This is a genomic window from Streptomyces sp. NPDC048277, assembly GCF_040652235.1.
GTDB lineage: Bacteria > Actinomycetota > Actinomycetes > Streptomycetales > Streptomycetaceae > Streptomyces.
Genome location: NZ_JBEZLQ010000011.1, coordinates 186,754 through 198,213, shown reverse-complemented (window position 1 = coordinate 198,213; position 11,460 = coordinate 186,754). Strand labels below are relative to the sequence as shown.

The window sequence follows — 11,460 nt, the reverse complement described above, 5'->3', positions numbered from 1 at the left end:
CCGAGGGGTCCGTCGATCTGGCGGACAAAGCTGTTACTCCTCCGGTTGCGGTACTGACCCGGGAAACGATCCGGTTCACTCCAAGGTTCCCGCACCTGTGCGGCAGTGAACACTCGCCACGGGCGGCGCCCTCGCCCGGCACTCCGCACACCCCGGGAAGACGAGCGCCATCAGCGGTCCGCCGGACGGCTACGGCACGGCCGGCGCCTCAGACGTGGACGCCGAAGTCCTGGGCGATGCCGCGCAGACCCGAGGCATAGCCCTGGCCCACGGCGCGGAACTTCCACTCGCCGCCATGGCGGTACAGCTCGCCGAAGACCATCGCGGTCTCCGAGGAGGCGTCCTCGGAGAGGTCGTAGCGGGCGATCTCCTGGCCGTTCGCCTGGTTCACCACGCGGATGAACGCGTTGCGCACCTGGCCGAAGCTCTGCCCGCGCGTCTCCGCCTCGTGGATGGAAACCGGGAACACGATCCTCGCGACCTCGGCCGGCACCGCGGCCAGGTTCACCTTGATCGACTCGTCGTCGCCCTCGCCCTCACCGGTCAGGTTGTCGCCGGTGTGCTCCACCGAGCCGTCCGGGCTCCGCAGATTGTTGTAGAAGACGAAGTTCTGGTCGGAGACCACCTTCCCGGACGCGCCGCAGAGCAGGGCGGAGGCATCCAGGTCGTAGTCCGCGCCGGTGGTGGTGCGCACGTCCCAGCCCAGACCGACCAGCACGGCACTCAGGCCGGGCGCTTCCTTGCTCAACGACACGTTGCCGCCCTTGGCCAGCGAAATCCCCACGGCCGATCCTCCCGATCGCTCATCGTCTGTCCGGTCACTCATTACCAACGCCGAACCCGGCACTATGGTTCCTATAGTTGCGCAACCTCTAAAGTATTGACCGGTGGCCCGCACCGGGCGACCGACGCAGGCGAAGGCGAGTGGTGTCAGGTGTTCTTCGACGTGGGACCGCTGGATGTCCTCACACTGGCGATCCTCGCCGTACTGCTCTTCGGTCCGGACAAGCTCCCCGAGATCATCCAGAAGGTGGCCGGGTTCCTCCGCAAGGTGAAGGAGTTCTCCGACAGCGCCAAGGACGACATCCGCTCCGAGCTGGGACCGGAGTTCCAGGACTTCGAGTTCCAGGACCTCCACCCGAAGACGTTCGTCCGCAAGCACGTCCTCGACGGCGACGGGCTCGGGCTGGACGAGATCCGCAGCGCCCTCGACCCGAGGGCCGATCTGGCGGAGGTCGCCGACGCGGTGCGCGAAGCCGCCGCCGAGAGCCCACGGGAGCCGGTGACACCGGAACCCGTGTCCCTGACGAAGGACGCGCAGACCGGATCATCCGCTCACACGGCGGCCTTCGATTCCGATGCCACCTAGAGACAACCGACCATCATCGTGAAGGAGAAGACTGACGTGACCGGATGGGAGACCGCGGTGCTCACCGGAGGCCCCGCGGACGGACTGCGGGTGAAGGTCCCGGACCGGCCGCGGGTGCTCCAGGTGACGCATCCCTGCCAGGTCGAGGCCGGGCCGGACGGGGTGCGGGTCGCCGGGGTGTACGTGTACCGCCGCGACTACGCGGTGGACAGCGAGCCGCTGCGGTACGGCTTCGACATAGCGAGCCCCTGACGCCCCGCAGGCCGGTTCAGCCGGCCTGAGTGCTCTCGGCCGTGACGGGACGGGCCGACGCGGATTCTCCCGGCGCGGACTGGATGACGCGGGGAGCGGGCTGCGCGGCCTCGTCCTCGGCCGCCGGGGCGGCCGAGGACTGTGCGGTGCCGTCCTCCTTCATGGCCTTGGCCTCGCTCTTGAGGATGCGCATCGACTTGCCGAGGCCGCGCGCCGCGTCGGGCAGCTTCTTCGAGCCGAACAGCAGAATGATCACGATCCCCACGACCAGCAGGTGCCAGGGTTCCAGTCCGTTGCGGAGCATCCCGCACACCCCTTCTCATCGCCTCGGCCGACCGGCAACTCGCGCGGTCCGGCCATCGATCAGTCCGAAATTGTTGCTACATTGCGCAACTGTACAACCTTGAGGTGAGATCCCTCTGCCCCTGGTGCACAAGCCCGTCGGCCTCACGCGTCGGAGTCGGCCTTGCCGCTTGCCGCCGCGTACGCCTGGCCCGGGGTCATCGCGACCCCGTTGAGGGAAACCGTCCTGTACTGGCTGACCTTGGCGCAGGTCCTGGAGTCGTCGGCGGTCGAGGCGCTGGCGTTGGCGGTCGCGGTCTTCGCGGTGGTGCCGGTGTCCGGATACGTCGTGCCGCTGGACCAGTCGCTGCCGATCACCAAGGTCAGCCCGGAGCCCGTGCCCTCCTTCAGGGACGAGCCGGGCAGCCTCAGGGCAGCGGCGACCGCCTGGGCCTCGGCCTTCCGGCTCGCGCCGTAGGTGAGCGTGGTGGACGACGCCGGACTCGGCGCGTTGGCGGTCGTCGTGGCGGAGCTGAAGCCGCCGTCGGTCAGGACGGTTGCCACGGCGGAGGCACGGCCCCCGATCCCGGTACCGTTCTCGACCGTCACCGCGATCCCGGACCTGGACACCACCGGGGCAGCCGGCTTCGCGGTCGCGGAGGCCGCCGCGGACTTCCCGCCCGAACCGGTGGTCAGCGACTGGTCGTTCGCCATGGTGGCGAACAGGTCCTTGGCGCCGGAGCCCACCACCACCCGGTCGCTGTTGTTCGGGTCGGGGGCGGTCTGCATCGTGGTGAAGGTCATCCGCTTGGCGGGGACCTTGTTCACGTCCGCCGCCAGTGAGACCAGTTTGCCGACGCTGCCGAGGCCGTCGTCCACGGTGAGCGCCTTGGTGGCGGCGTCCGCGAGGTCGTAGACCGCGGTCGGGTCGGTCAGCGTGCCCGCGCTCTTGAACTTGCGGATCATCGCGCTGAGGAAGATGTGCTGGGAGACGGTACGGCCGAGGTCGCTGCCGTCGCCGAAGCCGTGCCGGGAACGGACGAACTCCAGCGCGGCCTCACCCTTGAGGGTGTGGGTGCCCTTGGACAGCTTCAGGTGCGAGTAGGTGTCGTACACGTTGCCGTTGACACACACGGACACACCGCCGACCGCGTCGGACATCTTGACCACGCCGGAGAAGTCCAGCTTCACGAAGTGGTCGATGGGGATGCCGGTGAGCTGGTGGATGGTCGCCACCTGGCAGGAGGGACCGTACTGGAGGGCGCTGTTGACCTGGCCGTAGTAGCCGGAGGTCGACTCGCCGCTGGTGCTGTCCTTGCAGGCGGGGACGTCGACCATGGTGTCGCGGGGGATGCTCATGACCGTGGCGTTGGAACGGTCGGCGGATATGTGCACGACCATCTCCACGTCCGCGTTGCCGTAGCCGCTCTGCACGCCGGTCTGCGAACAGCCGCCGCCGAGCTTGCAGTCCGCGGCGCTGGTGCGGCCGTCGGAGCCGATCACCAGGATGTTGATCGGCGTACGCCCGAACGCGTCGGCCTTCTCACTGCCGCCCTTGCCGTCGAGGGAGACGCTGTTGATGTTGCCGTTGAGATGCCGGTAGAACCACCAGCCCACCCCGGCCGTGCCCAGGACCAGCAGCGCAAGACAGATGGCGACGGCCTTCAGGACCCGTCTGGCGCGCCCGCCCCGTTTCGCCCGCCGGGCCTCGCGTCCGCCGCCGCCCCCGCCACGACGGGCCGTCGCCCTCGCCGCCGCACGGCCGGCCGCCGGACGCTCCGCAGCGGACCCGTCCGCTCGCGGTCCGGGCGTACGGGTGCTGCGGCTGTGCGTGGCCTGGCCACCGCGGCCGCCCCAGGGGTCGCTCATCTCCCACTCCCATGAACGGTCGGGCCCGATCAGGCGTTAGTTGCTTGGTTGCGCAATCTAGCAAACGTAGGAGACGTGGGGGTCAGACCCTCTGTCAATTCACAGGTGGGGCCCGCGAGTCGGACCGCACATCCGGATCAGGGCACGTCGCGCCGGTAGCGGGCGGCGATCCACTCGGCGCCGCGCTCGGCCAGGATCCGGCGCCGCCCCCAGCGCGAGCGACGCGCACCGGTGGCCCGGGACTCCGATCCCGGCGCCGCGGCGGCCAGCTCCGCCAGCCGGCCGGCCGCACGGGCCAGTTCGGCCCGAAGCCGTCGGCGCCGGCGTGGAGAACCCGCCTTCAGCAGCGCCGTGTACAGACCCTCGACCTCGGCCAGGGCGGCCCCCAGCCGCAGATTCGCCTCACGCACTCGCCGAATGTCCCCGTGCGGCATGCATGCCCTTCTTCCCCCGACATCAGGACCGGATCCCGCCGACTTCCATTATTGCGCAACTCTGCAAGCTAGCCATCCGTTATCGGGGGCCGAGCTGCGTCAGCCCGTGCCGACGGCCCGTCCGGCCTTGGCCCAGTTCGCTTGCAGTTCGTCGAGGTAGGACCGGGCCTGGCTGCCCGGAGTGGCGCCGCGGGCGAAGGCGAGCATGTTGGCCGGGCCCGTGTTGTAGCCGAGGGCCAGCAGTTGGTCCCTGGTGTACGAGGCGGGCCAGGAGGCGGGCAGTCCGGCGGACAGATCGTGCAGGTACCAGGCTTCGGCCTCGACGGCCAGGTCCCGGTCGTCGGGCAGGTCCTCCCAGCTCCGGTGCGCGAAGTCCCGCCCCTGCCGCACCTCGTCGAAGGTGGCACGGTGCATGTTCGCGATGCCGAAGGCGGCGTCCGGCTTGTACTTCTGCCAGGCGCGTTCGAAGGCCGCGTCATGGGGTTTGTACGCCTCGTTGTAGAGGATCGCCATCAGCAGTTGGGCGCTGACGCCGGTCTGCCGGGCCCGGGCGCGCACCTGGGTCGCGTAGTGGGCGGGATCGTACGAGGAGGAGGCCGCCGACACGGACGGCGAGGGCGAGGCGGACGGCGGGGTCGCGGTGGGCGTGGCGGTTCCGGACGGGGGCGGCGAGTCGCCCTGCTGGGTGTGGGCCGCCCGGATGATGACGTACAGCGCCAGGGCCAGGACCGCCACGGCGATCCAACGCCGGCGCCTCGATGCCCGGGAATCGGACATTCCTTGCCCTTTCTCCCGCCCGGCCTTTCGACCAGAACCTTGTACAGCAGGCGGTTTAAGAACCGCGTGAGGCGACACCGCCCGGGACGGGTCTCGTGGACCGTCTCACCGCGTCCGCCCCCGGGCGCGCCCCTGCCGTGTCCCGGCGGCCAGGAGTCCGGCGGCGTAGAGCACGAGAACGGCCGTGAGCAGCAGGTAGTAGACCGGCGGGAGCGGGGTCAGGCCGAGCGGCGGCCCGAGCGGGGACGGCGGCAGGACCAGTCCGATCGCGGCCAGGGCCGCCGCCGCGCAGGCCACGGATCCCGGCTTGCGCCACCCGGCACCGGTCCGGCCCGGCCGCAGCAGCAGCATGACCAGGGCCTGGGTGAGCAGGTTCTCCGTGAACCAGCCGGAGTGGAACACCGCCTCGTCCAGGGAGGTCCCCAGCCCGTGCAGGGCGAGCGCGAGGACACCGAAGGTGGCCAGGTCCGCCGCGGCGTTGAGGGCGCCGAAGCCGGTGATGAACCGCAGCAGGCCGCGGGGGCTGAGCACGGTCGGCCGGCGCAGTACCGACGGGTGCGGGCGGTCGTAGGCGAAGGCGAGCTGGACGGCGTCGAAGCACAGGTTCTGGGTGAGGACCTGGGCGGGGAGCATCGGCAGGAACGGCAGGAGCAGGCCCGCGCAGAGCATGGCGATGACGTTGCCCAGGTTGGAGGAGAGCGTGATGCGCAGGTAGGTGGCGATGTTGCCGCTCGCGTGCCGGCCGGCGGCGACGGCGTGGGCGACGGCCGTGAGGTCCTTCTCCGCCAGCACCACGTCGGCGGCCTCACGGGCCACGTCGGAGGCCTCGCGCGGGGCGATGCCGACGTCGGCGGTGCGCAGGGCGGGCAGGTCGTTGACGCCGTCGCCGAGAAAGCCGATGGTGTGTCCGCGCGACCTCAGGGCCTGGATGATCCGGGCCTTGTGTTCGGGGGTGCAGCGGGCGAAGACGGCCGTACGGAGCGCGAGGGCGGCGAGTTCGGATGCGGTGAGGCCGTCGAGGCGGTCCGCAGTGAGGATCTGGTCCCCGGTCACGGGGATGCCCAGGTCGCGGCAGGCGCGGGCGGCGGTCCCCGGGTGGTCGCCGGTGAGCACCTTCACGGTGACGCCGCGGTCGGCGAAGACGGCCAGTGCGTCGGCGGCCGTGGGCGCGAGCGCGTCCCGCAGGGTGATCAGGCCCCGGAAGGCGAGGCCGCGTTCGTCGGCGGGCGTGTAGTCGCGGGTGCGGGCCGGGCGTTCGGCGGTGGCGACGGCCAGGACCCGGAGGCCGGCGTCGGCCTGGCGGGCGGCGAGTGCGCTCAGTCGTGCTCGGTCGTCCGGGTCGAGTGCGCAGCGCTCCAGGACGGCCTGGATGTCGCCCTTGACCACCAGCGTGTGCGTGCCCAGCCGGCCGGGCGTGCGGACGACGGCAGTCGAGAGCCGCCGCAGCGGGTCGAACGGGACGGCGGCGACCCCGTCGTACGCCATGAGGCCGTCCTCGTCCGCCGTGTCGAGGATCGCCTCGTCGAGTGCGTCGGGGCTCGGCAGGTCGGCGAGCTGCAGGGTCCACCAGGCGTTGGCGACGGCCCAGTTCAGCACCTCGGGATCGTCCCGGCCGTCCGGGCCCAGGGCGCGGTCGACGACCGGGCGGTCCTGGGTGAGCGTGCCGGTCTTGTCCAGGCACAGCACGTCCATCGCGCCGATGTCGTGGAGCGCCGGCAGCCGCTTGACGATCACCCCGTGGCCCCGGGCGAGCAGCGCGGCCCCGCGGGCCAGGCAGGTGGTGACGAGGACCGGCAGCATCTCCGGCGTCAGCCCGACCGCCACGGCGACCGCGAACGGCAGGGTCTCCAGGCCCCGGTCGCGCAGCGCCGCGTTGGCCATGAGGACCAGCGGCGGGGTGAGCAGCATGAACCGGATCAGGATCCAGGAGACGCCGTGCACGGAACGGTCGAACGCGCTCGCCTCGTGCCGGACCCTCCCGCCCCGGGCGGCGGCGAACCGGGTGCGCGCGCCCGTCGCGGTGACGATCGCCGTGGCGCTGCCCGAGGCCACGCTGCTGCCCTGGAAGCACATCTGCGGTTGCCCGAAGACCCCGTCACCGGTCCCGCCGTGCGGATCACCGGCGCGCTTCCCGACCGGGGCCGACTCCCCGGTGAGGGCGGCCTGGTGCACGGTCAGACCGGTCGCGCGCAGCAGCCGTACGTCCGCCGGGACCAGGTCGCCGGGGCCCAGCCGGACGACGTCTCCGGGGACCAGTTCGTCCACCGGGATCTCGCGAGTCCTCGGCGCCGCGTTGTTGTCCGCGCGCCGCTGCACGGTGGCCGTGGTGGCCACCAGCGCACGCAGTCCGGTCATGGACCGGTCGGCCCGGTGCTCGCCCGTCGCCCGCAGTGCGCAGCTCACCACGACCAGCAGCAGGATCACCGACGCGGTGCCCCAGGCGAAGACCACCGCCGACACCAGCCCGAGGCACCCGAGCACCGCGGTGAAGGGATCCCGCAGACTCCGGAAGAACAGCCCCGGCCAGGACGCCCCGCGGGCGGCCGGCATCGTGTTCTCGCCGAAGCGGGAGAGCCGTTCATCGGCCTGGGCCTCCGTCAGACCGCGCGGGCCGCTGTCCAGGCGCCGCAGCAGGGCGAGCAGCGCGGGCGCGTCGGGCCCCGGGCCGGTTCCGCCGGCTTCGGGCGCCCGCACGACCACGGGGTCAGGAGTCCCGGCACCCTGTCCCGAGGCCGCAGTGGTCTCAGCCACCGGTCTCGTACAGGCGGCGCACCGGCGTGGAGACCTGCTGCGAACGCGCGGTCAGCTGGCCGACCATGACCCGCACGACGGTCACGATGTCGGGGTCGTCGATGTAGTAGATCTGCCGCCGCCCTTCCCGTCGGGCCTGCACCAGTCCGGCGAGTTTCAGCTTGGCCAGGTGCTGGCTGATGGCGGGCAGCGCGCCGCCCACCCGGTCGGCCAGGTGCGTGACATCGCTCTCGCCCTGGGACAGCGCCCACATGAGGTGCAGCCGGGCGGCGGACGCGAGCAGTCCGAACACCTCGGCCGCATCCGTCAGAACCTCGGCAGAGGGATCCTCGAAACCACCGGCCTTCCCCGCCACTGTCCGCCCCTCACCCTCTGCCGTCACAGCACGTCACGGGCGACGCCCACGCGCCCACCCAGTGTAGGCGTCCGGCCACACCGTGAACGCGGGGCCGACCGCCGTCGTTTCGTCAGTCCTCGTAGTAGTTGTTGACGATCACGTCGGGTTCGTCGTCGTCGAACGCCTCGTTCAGCAGCGCGCCGCCGACGAGACCGGCCGCACCGGCACCGATCAGCGCACCCGCGCCGAACCGGCGTCCGCCGCCCTGCTGTTGACCGTGGTCGTGGTGGTCCTCGTACGGCTGCCCGTAACCGCCCTGCTGCGGATAGCCCTGCGGGGCCGGCTGCGGATACCCCTGCTGGGGCGGGGTGTAGAACGGCGGCGGCGTGGTCTGCACGCGCTGCGCACAACCGGGGCACGCCTGGACCGGCCGCGGCACACCCCATTGCGGGGACCAGGTGACGGTCGTGTGGCCGGGGCCGTGGGCAGGGTCGAAGAAACAGGTCATGGCGGGACTCCCGGTGGGCTGTGGCGCCGGGGCGAAGGCCGGCGGCGGTGGCGGGACGGCGATGGGCGTGACGGCCGGGGGCGGCTGGTGGGTGGGGGTGCCCGGGACGGCGGCGCCGGGGTCGCCCTGCCCCGGTGCCTTCTCGCGCAGTACGTCCACGCCGTAGTCGGCGGCGATGCCCGCGAGCCCGGAGGCATAACCCTGGCCGACCGCACGGAACTTCCACTCGGCGCCGTGCCGGTACAGCTCGCCGAAGACCAGCGCCGTCTCGTTGGACAGGCCGCCCGGTGCGAGGTCGTAGCGGGCCAGTTCGGCTTCCGACTCCCGGTCGAGGACGCGGACGTGGGCACGGTGCACCTGTCCGAAGCCCTGGCCGCGGGCCGCGCCCTCGTAGAGGGAGACCGGGAAGACGATCTTCAGGACGTGGTCGGGGACCCGGCCGAGGTCGATCTGGATCTGCTGGTCGTCGCCGTCGGGACGTCCGCCGCCGGTGTGGCGGACCGATCCTTCCGGGCTGCTCAGGTTGTTGAAGAAGACGAAGTAGTCGTCGGACGGCACTCTGCCGGAGGCGTCGCACAGCAGGGCGCAGGCGTCCAGGTCGTAGCCGGTGTCCGCCTGCCAGCCGAGCCCTACCGTCACGGCGGTCAGGCCCGGAGCCCGCCGGCTCAGCGAAACGTTGTCACCCTTGGTCAGGGACGAACTCATGCACGTCCCCCGCAGCCGCTTTCCGTGTCCCTCATCACCAAGGCACCCGAATCCCTTCTGATTCATCAGTTGCGCAAATGTCCTGGCCAGGCGACAGAACCTCGCTGGCCGCCCATCGGTGACCTCTTGGTTCTCGTCACGACACCCGCAGAACTCTGCCTAAGGTTGCGCAATCAAGCAACTTACAACGTCGGGACGCCAACCGCGCCGTGCGACACGGTCCGACCGGCGGACCGCACCATGGGCATCATCGGCTGGATCGTCCTCGGCCTTCACAGATGGCCCGCGATGGCGGGCAGCAGATCCTGGAACGTACGGCCGGCGGCGGGTTCGCCGATGGCCTTCAACTGCCAGCCCCCGTCGGTCCGGTGGAGCTTCGCCATGATCTGGGCGGTGTGCGCGCCGCCGCCGCTCAGGGTGTAGCGGGCGAGTTCCTGTCCCGTGGTCTCGTCGACCAGGCGGCAGAACGCGTTCTCCACCTCGGCGAAGGTCTGCCCGGTGAAGGAGTTGACCGTGAAGACGATCTGGTCGATGTGCGCGGGAACCCGGCCGAGGTCGACGAGGACGACCTCGTCGTCCCCTCCGGCCCCCGCACCGCCGGTGAGGTTGTCGCCGAGGTGCCGCACCGAGCCGTCGTCACTGACCAGGTGCTGGAAGAACACGACGTCGGCCGGTTGGCCACCGGCGAACAGCACCGCCGAGGCGTCCAGGTCGATCTCCCGGGTACCCGCCAGCCGGGCCAGGAAGCCCTTGCGCTGAGCCGCCTGCCAGCCCAGCCCCATGCGTACGGCGCTCAGCGAGGAACCGTCCGACTTGCTCAGGCTGATCTGCTGTCCCTTGGCCAGATTGACCGACATGCGTCCTCGTCTCTCTCTCGTTCACTGGATCGTTCGGACCTGGCTACGCGGTCAGGGACTCGGCCAGGCGGCGGCGCAGATAGGGCAGCACACCCCGCTCCAGCAGGACCTGCCGCCATCTCTCCCGCGCCCGGTACGCATCGGCGCCACGCCCCGGTCTCCGCTCGCCGCCGCGCAGGGCCGTCCAGAGCAGCGCGCCCAGACCGGCTGCGCCCGCCACCACCGCGGTCACCGCGAGGACCCATCCGGCCAGCAGCACCGAGGCGGCGAACTCCGTCGCGGCACCGGCGACCCGGAGACCGAACCCGACGAGCAGCAGCGCGGTCCCCGCCCCGGCCGATATCAGGGGCGTGAGCACGGCGAGCATCGGCCACACCATGCCGCCACCGGCGCGCGGTCGCCCGTGGGGCGTACGGCGGGCGGCGAGGTACTCCCGGTACTCGTCGGCGGCTGCGGCCGAGATCTCGTCCCGCGCCGCCAGCGCCCAGTCCCTCAGCAGCCCGGCCGCCCGGCCGCTCGGATCGGCGTACAGCGCCGACCGGATGTCGGCCGCGGCCAGAGCCAGCCGGACCGCCTCCTCGAAGTCCGCCCGGTCCTCGGGCCGGAGACCGGACGTGCCCTTCACGCGGTTTCCTGGTGTGCGTCGTCGGCTCAGACATTGACTCCGAAGTCGGCGGCGATGCCCGCCAGGCCCGACGCGTACCCCTGGCCGACCGCACGGAACTTCCACTCGGCGCCGTTTCGGTACAGCTCGCCGAAGACCATCGCCGTCTCGGTGGAGGCGTCCTCGGACAGGTCGTAGCGGGCGAGTTCGGCGCCGCCCGCCTGGTTCACCACGCGGATGAAGGCGTTGCGGACCTGCCCGAAGCTCTGTCCACGGCCGTCCGCGTCATGGATCGACACCGGGAAGACGATCCTGTCGACGTCGGCGGGTACGGCGGCGAGATCGACCTTGAGGCTCTCGTCGTCGCCCTCGCCCTCGCCGGTGAGGTTGTCGCCGGTGTGCTCCACCGAACCGTCCGGGCTCTTGAGGTTGTTGTAGAAGACGAAGTGCTGGTCGGAGACGACCCGGCCCGAGGCGTTCAGCAGCAGCGCGGACGCGTCGAGGTCGAAGTCGGCGCCGGTGGTGGTCCGCACGTCCCAGCCCAGCCCCACGAGCACGGCACTGAGGCCCGGGGCCTCTTTGCTCAGCGACACGTTGCCACCCTTGGACAGGGAAACACCCATGCTTCGTCCCTCCATACACCTGGTCGGTTCGGGTCCGTGTCCCGGACCCGAGCTAGAATCTACAACACTGTAGAAGTTGACGGACGGTAGCG

Annotated in this window: 13 protein-coding genes; 2 read left to right on the top strand and 11 right to left on the bottom strand. The window is 71.2% G+C overall.

Features of this window, described 5'->3' with window-relative positions; genetic code table 11:
* Window positions 1–208: 208 nt before the first annotated feature.
* Window positions 209–784, bottom strand: a complete 576-nt coding sequence (locus AB0D85_RS24465) for a TerD family protein (protein ID WP_362323794.1) — start codon at window positions 782–784, stop codon at window positions 209–211.
* A gap of 150 nt (window positions 785–934) precedes the next feature.
* Here AB0D85_RS24465 and AB0D85_RS24460 point away from each other — a divergent pair, with 150 nt between their 5' ends.
* Together AB0D85_RS24460 and AB0D85_RS24455 are read left to right on the top strand one after the other, a co-directional pair.
* Complete coding sequence (locus tag AB0D85_RS24460) at window positions 935–1,369, top strand: sec-independent translocase (protein WP_362323791.1); 435 nt, start codon at window positions 935–937, stop codon at window positions 1,367–1,369.
* A 36-nt stretch (window positions 1,370–1,405) separates the two neighbouring features.
* The gene (locus tag AB0D85_RS24455; RefSeq protein WP_362323789.1) at window positions 1,406–1,621 is read left to right on the top strand and encodes a hypothetical protein; all 216 of its coding nucleotides are present in this window, start codon (window positions 1,406–1,408) and stop codon (window positions 1,619–1,621) included.
* A 16-nt stretch (window positions 1,622–1,637) separates the two neighbouring features.
* Here AB0D85_RS24455 and tatA read toward each other — a convergent pair whose 3' ends face one another.
* The 10 genes from tatA to AB0D85_RS24405 all read right to left on the bottom strand — a co-directional run bounded on the left by tatA (window position 1,638) and on the right by AB0D85_RS24405 (window position 11,368).
* On the bottom strand, window positions 1,638–1,925 hold the full coding sequence (gene tatA / locus AB0D85_RS24450) for a Sec-independent protein translocase subunit TatA (protein WP_362323787.1): 288 nt from the start codon (window positions 1,923–1,925) through the stop codon (window positions 1,638–1,640).
* Window positions 1,926–2,068: 143 nt separating this feature from the next.
* Window positions 2,069–3,772: an LCP family protein gene (locus tag AB0D85_RS24445; protein WP_362323785.1), complete on the bottom strand. Its 1,704-nt coding sequence runs from the start codon at window positions 3,770–3,772 to the stop codon at window positions 2,069–2,071.
* 137 nt (window positions 3,773–3,909) lie between these two features.
* Entirely contained in the window at window positions 3,910–4,182 is a 273-nt protein-coding gene (locus AB0D85_RS24440) for a hypothetical protein (RefSeq protein WP_362323783.1), read from the bottom strand.
* A 123-nt stretch (window positions 4,183–4,305) separates the two neighbouring features.
* Complete coding sequence (locus AB0D85_RS24435; protein ID WP_362323780.1) at window positions 4,306–4,983, bottom strand: lytic transglycosylase domain-containing protein; 678 nt, start codon at window positions 4,981–4,983, stop codon at window positions 4,306–4,308.
* A gap of 105 nt (window positions 4,984–5,088) precedes the next feature.
* Window positions 5,089–7,734 (bottom strand): magnesium-translocating P-type ATPase, encoded by a 2,646-nt coding sequence (gene mgtA / locus AB0D85_RS24430; protein ID WP_362323777.1) that lies wholly within the window; start codon window positions 7,732–7,734, stop codon window positions 5,089–5,091.
* Window positions 7,727–8,089: a metalloregulator ArsR/SmtB family transcription factor gene (locus AB0D85_RS24425; RefSeq protein ID WP_362323774.1), complete on the bottom strand. Its 363-nt coding sequence runs from the start codon at window positions 8,087–8,089 to the stop codon at window positions 7,727–7,729. Before AB0D85_RS24425 ends, mgtA begins: the two co-directional genes overlap by 8 nt.
* A 112-nt stretch (window positions 8,090–8,201) precedes the next feature.
* A complete protein-coding gene (locus AB0D85_RS24420) occupies window positions 8,202–9,284 on the bottom strand; it encodes a TerD family protein (protein ID WP_362323771.1) in 1,083 nt (360 codons plus the stop codon).
* 272 nt (window positions 9,285–9,556) lie between these two features.
* Entirely contained in the window at window positions 9,557–10,141 is a 585-nt protein-coding gene (locus tag AB0D85_RS24415; protein WP_362323768.1) for a TerD family protein, read from the bottom strand.
* Window positions 10,142–10,184: 43 nt separating this feature from the next.
* On the bottom strand, window positions 10,185–10,766 hold the full coding sequence (locus AB0D85_RS24410) for a hypothetical protein (RefSeq protein ID WP_362323765.1): 582 nt from the start codon (window positions 10,764–10,766) through the stop codon (window positions 10,185–10,187).
* 26 nt (window positions 10,767–10,792) lie between these two features.
* Window positions 10,793–11,368: a TerD family protein gene (locus AB0D85_RS24405; RefSeq protein WP_362323762.1), complete on the bottom strand. Its 576-nt coding sequence runs from the start codon at window positions 11,366–11,368 to the stop codon at window positions 10,793–10,795.
* Between the last annotated feature and the right edge of the window lie 92 nt (window positions 11,369–11,460).

Bases quoted from the DNA above. Each gene is read 5' to 3' on its own strand.
- AB0D85_RS24445 (WP_362323785.1), bottom strand. From the start codon at position 3,772: ATGAGCGACCCCTGGGGCGGCCGCGGTGGCCAGGCCACGCACAGCCGC.
- AB0D85_RS24405 (WP_362323762.1), bottom strand. From the start codon at position 11,368: ATGGGTGTTTCCCTGTCCAAGGGTGGCAACGTGTCGCTGAGCAAAGAG.
- AB0D85_RS24420 (WP_362323771.1), bottom strand. From the start codon at position 9,284: ATGAGTTCGTCCCTGACCAAGGGTGACAACGTTTCGCTGAGCCGGCGG.
- AB0D85_RS24415 (WP_362323768.1), bottom strand. From the start codon at position 10,141: ATGTCGGTCAATCTGGCCAAGGGACAGCAGATCAGCCTGAGCAAGTCG.
- tatA (WP_362323787.1), bottom strand. From the start codon at position 1,925: ATGCTCCGCAACGGACTGGAACCCTGGCACCTGCTGGTCGTGGGGATC.
- AB0D85_RS24435 (WP_362323780.1), bottom strand. From the start codon at position 4,983: ATGTCCGATTCCCGGGCATCGAGGCGCCGGCGTTGGATCGCCGTGGCG.